Annotated in this window: 14 protein-coding genes; 7 read left to right on the top strand and 7 right to left on the bottom strand. The window is 63.3% G+C overall.

Going from position 1 to position 13783, the window contains the following annotated elements:
* Positions 1-30 precede the first annotated feature (30 nt).
* Genes PCO31010_RS20105 through PCO31010_RS20090 form a run of 4 tightly spaced genes read right to left on the bottom strand, consistent with a single transcriptional unit; the run spans position 31 to position 2442 of the window.
* Positions 31-459, bottom strand: a complete 429-nt coding sequence (locus PCO31010_RS20105) for an ExbD/TolR family protein (protein ID WP_150665825.1) — start codon at positions 457-459, stop codon at positions 31-33.
* A gap of 31 nt (positions 460-490) precedes the next feature.
* Complete coding sequence (locus PCO31010_RS20100) at positions 491-925, bottom strand: ExbD/TolR family protein (RefSeq protein ID WP_150665824.1); 435 nt, start codon at positions 923-925, stop codon at positions 491-493.
* Positions 926-929: 4 nt separating this feature from the next.
* Complete coding sequence (locus PCO31010_RS20095) at positions 930-1751, bottom strand: MotA/TolQ/ExbB proton channel family protein (RefSeq protein WP_150665823.1); 822 nt, start codon at positions 1749-1751, stop codon at positions 930-932.
* 52 nt (positions 1752-1803) lie between these two features.
* A complete protein-coding gene (locus PCO31010_RS20090; RefSeq protein ID WP_150665822.1) occupies positions 1804-2442 on the bottom strand; it encodes an energy transducer TonB in 639 nt (212 codons plus the stop codon).
* 296 nt (positions 2443-2738) lie between these two features.
* Here PCO31010_RS20090 and PCO31010_RS20085 point away from each other — a divergent pair, with 296 nt between their 5' ends.
* Positions 2739-3452, top strand: a complete 714-nt coding sequence (locus tag PCO31010_RS20085; protein ID WP_150665821.1) for a response regulator — start codon at positions 2739-2741, stop codon at positions 3450-3452.
* On the opposite strand, the gene PCO31010_RS20080 is transcribed toward PCO31010_RS20085, so the two are convergent.
* Both PCO31010_RS20080 and PCO31010_RS20075 read right to left on the bottom strand, forming a co-directional pair.
* A complete protein-coding gene (locus PCO31010_RS20080) occupies positions 3449-4939 on the bottom strand; it encodes an MFS transporter (protein WP_217426180.1) in 1491 nt (496 codons plus the stop codon). The genes PCO31010_RS20085 and PCO31010_RS20080 overlap by 4 nt on opposite strands.
* Positions 4940-5032: 93 nt before the next feature.
* Positions 5033-6430 carry a dihydroorotase gene (locus PCO31010_RS20075; protein ID WP_217426179.1) on the bottom strand — a complete coding sequence of 466 codons (1398 nt, stop codon included), beginning with the start codon at positions 6428-6430 and terminating at the stop codon, positions 5033-5035.
* Positions 6431-6546: 116 nt separating this feature from the next.
* Here PCO31010_RS20075 and PCO31010_RS20070 point away from each other — a divergent pair, with 116 nt between their 5' ends.
* From PCO31010_RS20070 to PCO31010_RS20060, 3 genes are read left to right on the top strand one after another with little or no spacing between them, the layout of a single operon-like run.
* Positions 6547-7320, top strand: coding sequence for a GntR family transcriptional regulator (locus PCO31010_RS20070; protein ID WP_150665819.1), 774 nt, complete (start codon positions 6547-6549; stop codon positions 7318-7320).
* A gap of 1 nt (position 7321) precedes the next feature.
* Complete coding sequence (locus tag PCO31010_RS20065) at positions 7322-7669, top strand: hypothetical protein (RefSeq protein ID WP_150660264.1); 348 nt, start codon at positions 7322-7324, stop codon at positions 7667-7669.
* Positions 7639-8640 carry a CobW family GTP-binding protein gene (locus tag PCO31010_RS20060; RefSeq protein ID WP_150665818.1) on the top strand — a complete coding sequence of 334 codons (1002 nt, stop codon included), beginning with the start codon at positions 7639-7641 and terminating at the stop codon, positions 8638-8640. Before PCO31010_RS20065 ends, PCO31010_RS20060 begins: the two co-directional genes overlap by 31 nt.
* Positions 8641-8709: 69 nt before the next feature.
* Here PCO31010_RS20060 and PCO31010_RS20055 read toward each other — a convergent pair whose 3' ends face one another.
* Positions 8710-9744: a LacI family DNA-binding transcriptional regulator gene (locus PCO31010_RS20055; protein WP_246184694.1), complete on the bottom strand. Its 1035-nt coding sequence runs from the start codon at positions 9742-9744 to the stop codon at positions 8710-8712.
* Positions 9745-9943: 199 nt separating this feature from the next.
* On the opposite strand from PCO31010_RS20055, the gene PCO31010_RS20050 reads away from it, so the two are divergent.
* The 3 genes from PCO31010_RS20050 to PCO31010_RS20040 are packed head-to-tail and all read left to right on the top strand — an operon-like array spanning position 9944 to position 13776.
* Positions 9944-10759, top strand: a complete 816-nt coding sequence (locus tag PCO31010_RS20050) for an SDR family NAD(P)-dependent oxidoreductase (protein WP_150665816.1) — start codon at positions 9944-9946, stop codon at positions 10757-10759.
* Between the two features lie 58 nt (positions 10760-10817).
* The gene (locus tag PCO31010_RS20045) at positions 10818-11870 is read left to right on the top strand and encodes a TRAP transporter substrate-binding protein (RefSeq protein ID WP_150665815.1); all 1053 of its coding nucleotides are present in this window, start codon (positions 10818-10820) and stop codon (positions 11868-11870) included.
* Position 11871: 1 nt separating this feature from the next.
* The gene (locus tag PCO31010_RS20040) at positions 11872-13776 is read left to right on the top strand and encodes a TRAP transporter large permease (protein ID WP_150665814.1); all 1905 of its coding nucleotides are present in this window, start codon (positions 11872-11874) and stop codon (positions 13774-13776) included.
* The last annotated feature ends 7 nt before the right edge of the window (positions 13777-13783 follow it).

Raw genomic sequence — 13783 nt, 5'->3', positions numbered from 1 at the left:
GCGCGAGGCGGCTGGCTGACGGTCGTGCGGTCATTGTGCGAACCGCTCGTTGCCGACGAGGCCGATGCGTGTCACGCCCAGCTTTTGCGCGGACGCCATGACCATCGCAACCGCCCGGTAGGGGGCCTGTGCGTCCGCCCGCAAGTGGAGTTCGGTAGGCGGTGTGGACGTTGCAGCTTCGATGAGGTGGGTTTCCAGTTGCGCGCGATCGGCAAGCGGTGAGCCGTCCCACGCCACTACACCGCTTGCGTCGACGTCGACCTGCACGACGACCGGCGGCGCTGGCGGCGCGGCGTTGGATGGCGTGGGCATGTCGAGTTTGACGGCATGCGTCTGGATCGGGATGGTGAGGATCAGCATGATCAGCAGCACCAACATGACGTCGATGAGCGGCGTCGTGTTGATCTCCACCATGATGTCGCTGTTCTCGCCAGCGCCCGATGGCATGGTCATGGCCATGGCAGTCTCCTGAGGTGGTGCGCGCGGCGCGCTATTGACGCGGCGGCGCTTCGGTAATGAAGTCGACCTTGGCGATGCCTGCGCGCTGGCACGCCAGGACAACGCGTCCGATCGCGGCGTAACGCGCATCGAGGTCGCCGCGAATATGGACTTCGGGCTGTGGGGTCAGCACGGCGACCGCCTTGAGTTTGTCCAGCAGCGTCGCGGCGTCGGGAATACGTCGCTCGTCCCAGTACACCTCGCCATCGTGGGTGACGGCGAGGACAACGTTCTGGGGCGTGGTCTGCAGCGGTTGAACCGCTTCCTTCGGCAGCGTCACGGGTACGGTGTGCGACACCACGGGAATGGTGATGAGGAAGATGATGAGCAACACCAGCATCACGTCGACGAGGGGCGTCGTGTTGATCGTCGCCATGACCTCGTCGTGCTCTGCGCCACCCTCCCCACTGGATACGGTCATCGCCATGGCATCACCCCACGCGAGCGACTTGCGAGGTGCGCGTCGCCACGATGGCCGACGCGGTCGTCTTGCCCGTGAGCAGCACGTTGTGCAGTTCGCTGCCGAACTCGCGCACGCGCTCCATCACGGCCTTGTTGCGACGCACGAGCCAGTTGTAGCCGAGCACCGCAGGCACAGCCACGGCCAGACCGATGGCCGTCATGATCAGCGCTTCGCCGACCGGCCCCGCCACCTTGTCGATGGATGCCTGACCGGCAATGCCGATGGCGGTGAGCGCGTGATAGATGCCCCACACCGTGCCGAAGAGGCCGACGAACGGTGCGGTCGAGCCGACCGTGCCCAGGAACGACAGCCCGTCCTGGAGGCGATTCGAGACGCCTGTCATCGAACGTTCGATGGCGGTGGCGACCCAGGTATTCAGATCGACCTGTTCGAGCAGCGCGCCGTGGTGATGGTCGCGGGCCGACAAGCCGGTCTCGGCGATGAAGCGGAACGGGCTGCCCTCATCGAGCGAGCGCACGCCTTCGGAGAGCGACGACGCACTCCAGAACTTCTGCTCCGCCGCACGCGCCCGGCGCAGCACCTTGGCCTGTTCGAGCAGCTTGGCAACGATGATGTACCAGCTCCCCATCGACATGATCACGAGGATCAGCAGGGTCCCGCGAGCGATCATGTCGCCGCCTTCCCAGAGGGCCTCCAGACCGTAGGGGTTCGTCACCGTCGTGGCGGCATGGGCGCTGAGCGACGCAAACGCCGTCGTCATCGATACCAGGGCCATCGGGACCGCGAGACCGCGTGCACGGGCCGTGACGCGAGATTGGAACTGAAACATGGTTGTCTCCTCGACGTAAATCAGGGTGGAAGATGGGCTGTTGAGCACAGCCTCAATTGAGTTGGAAATCGAACGGGACTTGCACGCGGACCTCCTGTCCTTGTGCAACGCACTGGAACTGGCGCACGGCGTTCTCGGCAGCGCGGTCCAGCACAGGCGCTGCGGAACGGGCGACGCGAAGCTGTTTGATCTGTCCATCGGTGCCGACCACGAACTCGACGAGCACGCTGCCCGTGATGTTGTCGCGCTGGGCTTCTCGCGGATAACGGATAGCGGCGCGCACTTGGGCCGAGTTCGGGCAGACGACGCCAACGTTGGCAGGCACGGGCTTGCTTACGGGCGGTGCGGGCGGCGCAACCGGGGCGGTGTCGACGGGCTTGTCGGCCTGCGCCGCGATAGCGTTCGGTTGCGGCGCGCTCTGCACCGGCACTTCGGGCGGCGGCACGTAAGCCTTGGGCTGGACGACGGGGCGTGGCGCGGGTGCGATCTTCTTCACCGGCGGTGGCGGGGGCGGCGGAGGAGGCGGTTTGATCTCCTCGATGATTCGTGTCTCAATGGGCGCCTGGATGATCGTCGCGACCCGGGTGGCGAGGCCACTGAGCAAGGCGTACAGAATCAGGGCGTGCAGCAGCAGTGCAACACCGATACCGAGCAGTCTCCGGGCGGGCGGTTTGGGTTGGGCGTAATTCATGGACTACGTGTCTCCTGCCTGCTTATGTCTTGTGTGGAGTCACGTTACGGCGCGGGTATTTCTGGTTCATCTCGACTTTGTATCGGGTTTGATACATAGCGCGGACGAGGCGAAGGCGACGCGTAGTCGATGAATGGGCCTGCCCACCAAATGTTTCAGGACTGCAACAATGCCGCAAGAATGCCTGCACGTTCCTCGCGGATAATCGGGGACGTGAGGGCATAAAGACGCCGGGCGTGGGGAAGGGACGCAGAAGAACGCCCCGACGTGTCGGAGACTAGAAAAGGAAAATCATCATGGCAACGCACGTACTTGTCGTCGACGACGATGCGCAAATCCGCAGTCTGCTTTGCGATTGCCTTGCCGACTTCGGCATGACCTGCATGCAGGCGGCCAACGGCGAGGAGATGCACCGGGTGCTGGAGCACAGCGACATCGACATCGTCGTGCTCGACCTGATGCTGCCGGACAGCGATGGGCTCACGCTATGCAGGGAGCTGCGCACGACGTCGGACATCCCGATCATCATGCTCACGGCGCGCGGCGAGATGACCGACCGGATCGTGGGGCTTGAACTCGGCGCAGACGACTATGTCGTGAAGCCTTTCGAGCCGCGCGAACTGGTGGCGCGAATCCAGACGATTCTGCGTCGCACGAAAGCGCAGGCGAAATCGGTGACCGAGCAGAAGGACGAGCGGAAATTTGCGGGATGGCGTCTGAGTCTGATCGGCCGCCATCTCATTGCCCCGGACAACACCGTCATCCCGCTCTCGAATGCGGAGTTCCGGCTGCTCAATGCGTTTCTTTCCGCACCGGGGCGTGTGCTCAGCCGCGAGTACCTGATGGATACGGCACGGGGGAAGTCCATCGATGCGTTCGACCGCAGCATCGATGTCCAGATATCGAGGCTGCGGCACAAACTGCGCGAAGACATCAAGGAGCCGCGCTTGCTGCGCACGATTCGCGGCGAAGGTTATATGCTCGACGTGCGCGCACAAACGGAGAGTTAGTCCGACCCGCCCGTGGAGGCGTCTTCGAGCGACCTGCCTTTGGTCGACGGGCCGAAAAGCGCGATGCAAATCGCAGCGACCAGCAGAATTACGTCGCTGATCACGAACACGAACAGCTTGCCTTTGAGCACGGCGAAGACGCCGAAGACCAGAAGCAACAGGATCGCGCCTGCGCGCCCCCATGCCGATGCGAGGCCCATCCCCGTCGCGCGAATCTCCGTCGGATACAGTTCGGGCGTGTAGCTGTAAATGGCGGTGGAGCCGAGCGCCAGACAGAACGACGTCAGTCCGCCGAACGCCATGAGCGTGGTGGATGTTGTCGACATGCCGAACAACGTGCCGAAAATGGCGGTGCCGATGAAGGCGAGGATGGCCGTCGGCTTGCGGTCGAGCCAGTCGACCACGTAGCCGCCGAACACATACCCCGGAATGACCGACGCGTAAATCGCAATCGAGAACTCGAACGACTTGACGATGCTGAAGCCCTCCATCGCAAGCAGCGTCGGCACGAACGTCATGAATGTGTAGAGCACGCCGTACTCGGCAAACCAAGTGGCCCACAGCATCAGCGTCACCTTGCGAAAGCGCGGGCTGAGCAGGTCGCGTGCGGTCCAAGTCTTCGCGGGCTTGGCATCGACTACGGAGGCTGTCGTCGCAGCGCCAGGCACAACGGCCTCGTCCGGCAGGCGACGTCCCACGCGCTGTTCGATCGACGCCAGCACGGCTTCCGCTTCGGCCGCACGCCCGCGACGCAGCAGCCAGCGCGGCGACTCGGGCAGGCCCGAACGCATCAGTCCGACGACGATGGCGAAAGGCAACGTCAGGAAGAGCGCGGCACGCCAGCCCCAGTGCGGGATGATGTTCAGCGCCCAGATCGGCGACACGGCAATCCCCAGCGCGAAGAAGCCCATCATCCAGCCCCCCAGCTTGCCACGTACGCGCGTCGGCCAGAGTTCTGCCAGGTAGGGCGGAACAATCGAGCTCTCCGCGCCCACGAACAGCCACGTGAAGAAGTTCAATGCGGCAAACGACCATACGTCACTGACCAGTCCGCGCGACGCGGAAAACAGCGAATACAGCACCAGCGTGAGCATGATCATTTTCTTGCGGCCGTATCGGTCGGCGGCAAATCCGGCGAGCGCGGACCCTACAAGATAGCCGCCCAGACCGATGGCCGAGATCACACCGATGGTGGCCGCATCGAATCCCCATAGCGGTCGCAAGGTCGCCAGGACGAAGCCGGTAATGACCGTGTCGAGCGTATCGAAGAACAGCGAGAGCGCCGCGACGACCAGCACCGTCAGGTGAAAGCGCGAAACCGGCAGACGGTCGAGCCGCCGGGCAATGTCCTGCTGGGTGAGCGTCGAAGTCCGCAGGGCGTCACGGGCGCCGGACGCCGAGGCTGTCGAGGTCGCGGACGTCGCGTTGCCACCGGACATCCGGCCAGCATCGCCGCCCGGGCGAGAGTCGAATCGAGAGGTCGTCATGTTCTGGTCTGTCAGTGAGGGCCGGACGCAGTGCCGGCACCGGTGTCATGAGAAATCGTTGCGTTTCGCTTTGTTTCGTTGCGTCGGTGCGTGTCAGGCGGAAGCGCCGATGCCCGGATGGAACTGGCCGTGTCCCGGTGTGCCGACGATCTTGCCGTGGTCCATGACCGTCTCACCGCGCACGATGGTGTAGACCGGCATACCCGTCGTATGGATGCCTTCCCAGGCGGTGTAGCCCGCCTTCGTATGCATGTCGGCAACGGTAAAGGTCTGTTCCTGCAACATGTCGACGATGGTGAAGTCGGCGTCGGCGCCACACTGGATGCGCCCCTTCTTCGGATATTGGCCGAAGCGTTTGGCAGGGGCCTCCGCGCAAAGGCGTGCAACGTCCTGAAGTGTCAACTTTCCCGCATTCACGGCGTTGAGCACCAGCGGAATAAATTCCTGTGCGCCCGTAATGCCCAACGGCACGGAGAAGTTGTCTTTCCAACCCGGCGTGATTTCTTCAAGCGTATGCGGTGCATGTTCCCCCACCAGCATGTCGGCCGTGCCGTCGTGTACCGCCTCCCAATGGCGCTCCGGGGCATACGCCCACGCATAGGCACCGGGTCCGACCTTCTCCGCCTGAGCGCGCGTCATGAACAAAGTCGCGGATTCCATCTCGCCGGAGATGTCCTGTCCTTGCGCCTTGGCTTGTCGCACCAGCTCGTTGGCACCCGGCGGCATGACGCCCATGTGCAGGACATGCAGGCGCACACCCGTCAGTCGCGCGTAGTAAATCGACGCCGCCAGCCCCGCCGCCATCCCGTGGCCGTACATGTAACCGCGCTCGTACGCCTCCATGTAGTCGCGATTGCTGGTCTTGCCCGGGTTGATGTAATCGCGAAACGTCAGTCGTTTGCACCATTCGCTATCGTCGTGGTGCACCGCGCAGAGCAGCCCCTTGTCGGCGACCGCTTCGTATAGCTCGTGCAGGATGCCGTGGTCGACCACGCCCAATTCGGAGATGTACGGATACACCTCCTTCACGTGCCGCGTGTTGAACACTTTGATGCCGATGGCGCCCGCTTCGGCGAGCGCTTCCACGGTTTTCGGGTATAGCCCACCGCCGTAAAGCGCATAGTCGACCAGCGCTTTCGGCGCGATGGTTTCCCGCTTGAGCATGAACGATTCGAGGGTCGTCGGATGGGGATCGTTGTTCGTCATGTCGATGCAGAACGTAATGCCCCCAGCAGCGGCGGCCGTGGTGCCCGACGTGAAATCCTCCTTGTAGGTGTGTCCCGGCTCGCGGAAGTGACAGTGCACGTGCCAAAGCCCCGGCAGTACGTCCAGACCGCCAGCGTCGATGGTCCGCAGCGCCGGCGGCGTGTTCGCGTCGTCCGTCAGCGCCACGATTTTTCCGCCTCGTACGCCGATGTTCAGCGTCGAAAACCCTTCAGGGGTATGCACCCGACCGCGCGTTATCAAGAGATCCAGCGGTTCCTGATTCATCTTATTCTCCAAAAATACACAATAAATACACGACAAATTGTTTGTGTATAAAATTATTGTGTCAAGTGGGGAATGTTCGCTACACTGGCTGCCAATCGATCACTTCACGTCTCACCATGCGCAAGAAAGCAGAGGTCGCTCAGGACGCGGCGACCAAACACGTCAAGGGTTCCGGGGCTTCGAAGGCCTACCAGTTGTTGCGCGATCGCATCGTCTCGCTGGAGATGCACCCGGGCGACGACATCGACGAGCAGGCGCTTGTCGACGAACTGGGCATTTCGCGCACGCCGCTACGCGAAGCCATGATTCGTCTGGCCGCGGAAGGGCTGATTTCGATCCTGCCGAACCGGGGCGCGCGGGTGTCGTCGATGGATATCCCGCAGTTGCAGGAGCATCTGGAGGCATTCGAGTTGACACAGCGCGCGACGACGCGTCTGGCGGCGCTGCGACGCACGCAGGCGGATCTGGCGCGCATCGAGACGCTGGTGGTGGCCTTCGAGACGGCGCATGAGAAGGAGGACGTCAACGGCATGATCGACGGCAACTGGGAACTGCATCTGGCCATCGGCAATGCCTGCGGCAATCGCGTGCTCGCCAAGATCTACGCGAATCTGCTGACGGAAAACCTGCGGATCGCGCGATTGGCGATGAGCTACGAAACCTTCCCGACGCAGGCGGCGCGACAGGCACATCTGAACAACATCCTGCGCGAGCACCGCGAAATTCTGGAGGCCATTCGCACGCGCGACGCCGAGCGCGCAGACGAGCTGGCGGCCTCGCATACCAATCTCGCACGCAAACGCGTGACCGAGTACATCTCGCTCAGTGCGCTCGGCAGCATGACCGTCGGCGCGCAGGCGAACGTGCCGGGGTTTTCCGGAGGATCTTGAGATGTGTGAAGTCTGTGCCGTCTTTGGCGTGAGTGAACACTGGACGGACGCCGCCGACCCGATGGGTCAGCATTCCGTGGCCGCTGGCATTCTGGAGAATCGCAGCGAACGCGCACGTCGGCTGCGGCTCATCAACCGCATTCTGCGCCCGCACGGTCTGACAGCCGAAGACTGGGACGGCGAATCGTACAGCGTGGAAGACACGAGCGGGCGTCGTCAACTCGCGTCCGATCTGTCGTCGCTCTGGCGCGTTGCCGAGCATCTTGGTCACACCTTTATCGATCCGCTGGAGAGCGACTTCACGGTCGCGCAATCGCTATGGTCAGACTCGTACCGCGTCTCGAACTGAATATCGTCACCGGCTTTCTCGGCAGCGGTAAAACTACGCTGCTCAAGCGTTATCTGGCGCAGCGGCCGCCAGCGTCGACACTGGTCATCATCAACGAGTTCGGGCGCGAATCGATTGACGATCGCCTGACGTTGCACCTGAATTCGGAGATTGCGACCATCGCCAATGGGTGCCTGTGCTGCACGGTACTCGATGATCTGCGTGAGACATTGCTGGACATCCTGACCCGTCGCGCGCGCGGTGAGTTGCCGGAACTGGAGCGCATCATCATCGAGACCAGCGGTCTGGCCGACCCCGGTCCGATACTGGGCACCGTGCTGTCCGACGAAAATCTCGACGAATACCTTCGCGTGGGCGCATGTGTCACGACGTTCGACGCGCTGGAAGGCATCGCGTCGCTCGCGCGCTATCCGGAGGCGGCAGCACAACTCGCGGCGGCCGATCGTGTGGCCATCACCAAGACCGATCTGTTGGACGAGAGTCGTCTGAGCGCACTCGTCGATGCGGTTCGCGCCGTGAATCCTGCGTGCGCCATCATGACCAGCGAAGTGCCCGAGGCGCTCTTCGCACCGGGCGAGGCTTCGGTCATCGGTGACGTCTCGTCACGTCAGACAGGCGCGCATGTCCATACGAGTTCGGTGCAGAGCTTTTCCACCGCGCTCGACACGTCGCTCGACTGGGCGACGTTCTCCGTCTGGCTCACCGCGCTGCTCAATCGTCACGGCGACCGCATTCTGCGCTTCAAGTCGGTTCTGTCGATACGCTCGACGCCGGGGCAACTCGTGGTGCAGGGCGTGCGTCACCGCGTCTATCCGCCCAGCCATCTGCCGCAAATCGAAGGGGAGGCGTCGACGTCGCGGCTGGTGTTCATTACCGACGGGCTGGAGAAATCGCGCATTCTCGAATCTCTTCACCGGTTCGCCAATGCCGGGATGATCGACGCCGGTTTCAGTCGACTGACGATGCAGTAACGACAACGATATCGAGTGCGCAAGGCCGACAACCCGTCGAATTGCGCGCTCGACATCGTCGCGCGACTTCTACGGCAAGTTCTCTCGAAAGATCACCTGACTGCGGCTGGCTTCCACGCCGGCGGACAGGTCGCGCTTTTCGCGCAGGTTCGCGAAGATGCGCACGCAGTTCATGATGGCGCTCTGCGGGCTTTGGGTGATGACGGCGTCCATCGTGCCGTCGATCAGCATGGCCCGGGTATCCGGCGTGAGACCGTGGCCGATGAACACCACCTTGTGTTCCTTGCTCACTTCCTTGAGCGCGCGTCCCACGCCTTCCGATCCGCCGCCGATGTTGTAGATGGCGGAGAGATCGGGATGTTGTTCGAGTAGCGCGCGCGTCTGGCGGTAGTTGACCAGCTCGTCGTCGTAGCCCTCGCGCAGCCCGACGACCTGCATCTGCGGGTACTGCTCGGAAAACAACTGCAAGAACCCGGCCTCGCGCTCCACGTGTGCCTTGTAGCTGAGCGACCCGGCAATCAGCGCCACTTTTGCGTGTCGCTTCTGACCGACGAACCGGGCAATCAGATACGCCGCGGTGCGTCCCGCCGAACCGTTATCGAGTCCCACATACGCGATGCGCCGCGAATGCGACAGATCGGAGACCAGCGTGACGGCCGCGACGCCTTCGTCAGCCAGCGTGTCGACGGCTTCGCGCACCTTCGGGTGTTCGAGCGGCATGAACGCCACGCCGTCGCAGCCGCGTCCACGCCCCAGCAATGCTGATGCCATCGCATCCGGATCGAACCCCTGAATGAACTGCACCCGGCAGTTGACGTTGTACGGTGCCCATTGCGTTTGCGAGCATTGCACCCACTCGCCGAGCATGCGCAGAAACTTGCTGCTCCGGTCGGGCAGCACGAACAGCAACTGCGTCGGCGGAGACAGGCGTACTGCCTCCAGATCCTGCTCGGGCAAATACTTCAGTTCGCTCGCGGCGAGCAATACGCGCTGAACCGTCGTCTGACGCACGCCTTCCCGGCGATGCAGCACCCGGTCGACCGTGGCGGTCGAGACGCCCGCCATTCGGGCGATGTCCGCGAGATTGGGCATGTTTCGTCGCATGGAAGTGAGTCCGCTGAGTGTTTCGATGATCGTGACAAACGCAGCATACTTCATCAAAGCACATCAAATCGCATCATGAAATCGGGTTGGTCGATTGCCGGTTTGCCCCCTATCGTACGACTTCATAGCGCATTGAAACGCATCGAAACGCATCGCAGGATCGGTGCGAAAAGAACAGGAAAGGAACAGGAGACGAGTGATGGCAGGAGCAGAGGTGTCGACGTCGCGTCGGCTGGAGGGCCGCGTGGCGTTGGTATTCGGTGCCGGTTCGGTCGGCGACGGCTGGGGCAACGGCAAGGCCGCCGCAGTGGCTTATGCGCGACAGGGCGCGAGGGTGGTCGCCATCGATCGCGAGGCGCAGGCGGCCGATATCACGCGCGACGTCATCGCCGGTGAAGGCCACGACGCCATCGCCGTGGCCGCCGACGTCACTCGCTGGACCGACGTCCAGCAAGCGGTCGCCGCCGCCATCGAAACCTACGGACGCATCGACATTCTTCACAACAACGTGGGCATCACGTCGCAGGGCGGCCCGGTGGAAACCACCGAAGAGGTCTGGGACCGCGTGATGGCGGTCAACGTCAAGAGCATGTTCCTGACGTGCAAGGCCGTGCTGCCGACGATGGAAGCGCAGGGGAGCGGCGCCATCGTCAACATCGGTGCGCTCGGTGGCGTCCGCTGGACGGGGTATGCCTATTGCGCCTATGCGGCGTCTAAAGGCGCGGTCAATTCGCTCACGCAGAGCGTGGCGCTGCAATACGCCGCTCGCGGTATTCGCGCCAACTGCATCCTGCCCGGCGTGATGGACACGCCGCACATTTATCAGCAGATTTCCGGCTTCTACGACAACACGCAGGCGATGGTCGAGGCGCGCAATCGCCTCTCGCCGACCGGGCGCATGGGCGACGGCTGGGATGTCGCGAACGCCGCCGTGTTCCTGGCGTCGGACGAGGCGCGCTACATCAACGGCGTAGAGCTGCTGGTCGACGGCGGCATGCACGTACGATGCAATTGACTGCGGTGCAATCGACAATAGTGACGAGACGAAAACCACAATATCAGGAGACAACCGGATGACCAGTTCAACTTCACAAGGCCGTCGCAACGTACTGCGCGCGCTGTCTGCGCTGCCCGCATTGGGCGTGGCCGGTGTTGCCGGTGTGACGGGTGTGCTCCCGCGCACCGCACGCGCTGCTACGCCGCAATACGTGTTCAAGTACGGCAACAATCTGCCCGTCAGCCATCCGCTGAACGTGCGCGCGCAGGAAGTCGCGGCGCGCATCGCCGCTGAGAGCAAGGGACGGATGGAACTGCGCGTGTTTCCCAACAACCAGTTGGGCGGCGACACGGACATGCTCGCTCAGGTGCGCAACGGCGGGATCGACATCTTCAACGCGGGCACGATGGTGATTGCAACGCTCGCGCCGATCAGCGCGATCACGGCCGTCGGCTTTGCGTTCTCCAACTACGACCAGGTGTGGCATGCCGTTGACGGCAAGCTCGGCGACACCATCCGCGCGGCCTTTGCGAAGACCGGTCTCTACACCTTCGAGAAGATGTGGGACAACGGCTTCCGTCAGATCACGAGCGGCAACAAGCCGATCACGAAAGCCAACGACCTTTCCGGCATGAAGATCCGTGTGCCGGTCAGCCCGATGGGCATCTCGCTGTTCAAATCGCTGCAAGCCTCGCCGACGAGTCTGCAATTCAGCGAGGTCTACTCCGCGCTGCAAACGCGCGTGGTGGACGCACAGGAAAATCCGCTCGCCATCGTCCAGACGGCGAAGCTCTATGAGGTGCAGAAGTTCTGCTCCATCACGAATCACAGCTGGGACGGCTATCACCTCGTCGTCAACGGCCGGTCTTGGAAAAACCTGCCTGACGATCTGAAGACCATCGTCGCACGCGCGTTCAACGAAGCCGCCATCAAGCAGCGCGAAGATGTCTACGCGCTCAACACCGGCCTGCAAAACGAACTGGCGAGCAAGGGGCTGGCTTTCAATTCGGCGTCTCCGGAAACGTTCCGCGCGCAGTTGCAGAAGTCGGGGTACTACGCCGAATGGCAGAAGAAGTTCGGCGCAGAAGCCTGGGCGTTGCTCGAAGCGACCGCAGGCAAGGTGGCCTGATATGACGCCGCGTCCTGCGCATCCGTCTGCCGCGTCAGGGCTCCATGCCGCTGACGTCGATACCCCAGCACACGGCTGGCGCGCGTTTGTGTCGGGTCTCGATCGCGCCATCGGCTGGCTGACGGAGATCCCAGCGGCATTGCTCGTGCTGGCGGACATCGTCGTCATGCTCGCGGGGGTGATCGCGCGCTACGTGTTCCATGCACCGCTCGTCTGGGGCGACGAACTCGCAGGCATCCTTTTTCTCTGGATGTCGATGCTCGGCGCGGTTGTGGCGTTGCGGCGCGGCGAACACATGCGCATGACGGCGTTCGTCGGCAAGGCGTCGCCGGGGACGCGCGCGTTTCTCGACATGCTGGCGGTTGCCGCCGCGATGGCTTTCCTGCTGCTGATCGTGCATCCGGCGTACGAATACGCGTCGGAGGAAGCGTTCGTCGTTACACCGGCCATGGAAATCAGCAACGCGTGGCGCGCCGCCGCCTTGCCAGTGGGCATGGCGCTGATGTTGCTCGTGAGCGTGCTGCGACTGCTGCGCGCAGCGCCTGCGTGGCGCACGGTGCAGGCGATGGTGGTCGTCGCTGTCGTGTGTGCGGGCTTCTGGCTGCTGGGGCCATCGCTCGAACCGCTCGGTCGCTGGAATCTGGTGATCTTCTTCGCGGGCGTCGTCGGGGCATGCGTATTTGCTGGCGTGCCGATTGCCTTCTCCTTCGCACTGGCGACGTTCGGGTTCCTTGCACTCACCACGACCACGCCTCTGGTCGTGCTCGTCGGTCGCATGGACGAGGGGATGTCGCATCTGATCCTGCTGGCCGTGCCGCTCTTCGTCTTCCTCGGGCTGTTGATCGAGATGACCGGCATGGCGCGTGCGATGGTGCAGTTCCTCGCGAGCATGCTCGGCCACGTGCGCGGCGGGCTGAGCTATGTGCTGATCGGCGGGATGTATCTGGTCTCGGGCATCTCCGGGTCGAAGGCTGCCGACATGGCCGCCATCGCGCCGGTGTTGTTCCCGGAGATGAAAAAACGTGGCGCAGATCCGGGCGATCTCGTGGCGTTGCTCTCGACCACGGGCGCACAGACCGAAACCATTCCGCCGTCGATTGTGCTGATTACCATCGGTTCGGTGACGGGCGTGTCGATCTCGGCGTTGTTCACGGGCGGCCTGTTGCCGGGTGTCGTACTGGGCGTGGCGCTGTGCTGCGTGGTCTGGTGGCGCTATCGCCATGAGGATCTGTCCGGTGTCGAGAAGGCGAAGAAGGGTGCGGTGATGAAGGCCTTCGTCTACGCACTGCCTGCCGTGGCGTTGCCGTTCGTGATTCGAGCGGCGGTGGTCGAAGGCGTGGCGACGGCCACCGAAGTGTCGACCATCGGCATTGCCTACTCGGTGCTGGCGGGATTGTTCGTCTACCGACAGTTCGACGCGCGGCGTCTGTTGCCGATGCTGATCGAAACGGCGGCGCTCTCGGGGGCCATCATCTTCATCATCGGGGCGGCGACGGGCATGGCGTGGGGGCTGACGCAATCGGGCTTCGCGCAGGATCTCGCGTCGGCGATGGAGCGCATGCCGGGTGGCGCAGCAGGCTTTATCGCCGTGTCGGTGGTCGCGTTCATCGTGCTGGGCAGCGTGCTCGAAGGGATTCCGGCCATCGTGTTGTTCGGGCCGCTGATGTTCCCGATTGCGCGCGCCGTCGGCGTGCACGAGGTGCACTACGCCATGGTGGTCGTGCTGTCGATGGGCCTGGGGCTGTTCGCACCGCCGTTCGGTGTCGGGTACTACGCGGCGTGTGCCATCGGCAAGGTCGATCCGGCAAAGGGCATGCGCGCGATCTGGGGCTACCTCGTCGCGCTCGTCATCGGGTTGATCTGCGTCGCAGCGATTCCGTGGATCTCGACGGGCTTCCTGCGCTGAGCAGCAG

The sequence above is a fragment of the Pandoraea commovens genome (assembly GCF_902459615.1).
In the GTDB taxonomy this organism is placed as follows: domain Bacteria; phylum Pseudomonadota; class Gammaproteobacteria; order Burkholderiales; family Burkholderiaceae; genus Pandoraea; species Pandoraea commovens.
The sequence above is the reverse complement of the archived record's forward strand: the minus strand, read 5'-3'. Positions and strand labels throughout refer to the sequence as shown.

Coding starts and splice junctions, on each gene's coding strand:
- PCO31010_RS20105 (WP_150665825.1), bottom strand. CDS start 459: ATGGCCATGACCATGCCATCGGGCGCTGGCGAGAACAGCGACATCATG.
- PCO31010_RS20100 (WP_150665824.1), bottom strand. CDS start 925: ATGGCGATGACCGTATCCAGTGGGGAGGGTGGCGCAGAGCACGACGAG.
- PCO31010_RS20095 (WP_150665823.1), bottom strand. CDS start 1,751: ATGTTTCAGTTCCAATCTCGCGTCACGGCCCGTGCACGCGGTCTCGCG.
- PCO31010_RS20090 (WP_150665822.1), bottom strand. CDS start 2,442: ATGAATTACGCCCAACCCAAACCGCCCGCCCGGAGACTGCTCGGTATC.
- PCO31010_RS20085 (WP_150665821.1), top strand. CDS start 2,739: ATGGCAACGCACGTACTTGTCGTCGACGACGATGCGCAAATCCGCAGT.
- PCO31010_RS20080 (WP_217426180.1), bottom strand. CDS start 4,939: ATGACGACCTCTCGATTCGACTCTCGCCCGGGCGGCGATGCTGGCCGG.
- PCO31010_RS20075 (WP_217426179.1), bottom strand. CDS start 6,430: ATGAATCAGGAACCGCTGGATCTCTTGATAACGCGCGGTCGGGTGCAT.
- PCO31010_RS20070 (WP_150665819.1), top strand. CDS start 6,547: ATGCGCAAGAAAGCAGAGGTCGCTCAGGACGCGGCGACCAAACACGTC.
- PCO31010_RS20065 (WP_150660264.1), top strand. CDS start 7,322: ATGTGTGAAGTCTGTGCCGTCTTTGGCGTGAGTGAACACTGGACGGAC.
- PCO31010_RS20060 (WP_150665818.1), top strand. CDS start 7,639: ATGGTCAGACTCGTACCGCGTCTCGAACTGAATATCGTCACCGGCTTT.
- PCO31010_RS20055 (WP_246184694.1), bottom strand. CDS start 9,744: ATGCGACGAAACATGCCCAATCTCGCGGACATCGCCCGAATGGCGGGC.
- PCO31010_RS20050 (WP_150665816.1), top strand. CDS start 9,944: ATGGCAGGAGCAGAGGTGTCGACGTCGCGTCGGCTGGAGGGCCGCGTG.
- PCO31010_RS20045 (WP_150665815.1), top strand. CDS start 10,818: ATGACCAGTTCAACTTCACAAGGCCGTCGCAACGTACTGCGCGCGCTG.
- PCO31010_RS20040 (WP_150665814.1), top strand. CDS start 11,872: ATGACGCCGCGTCCTGCGCATCCGTCTGCCGCGTCAGGGCTCCATGCC.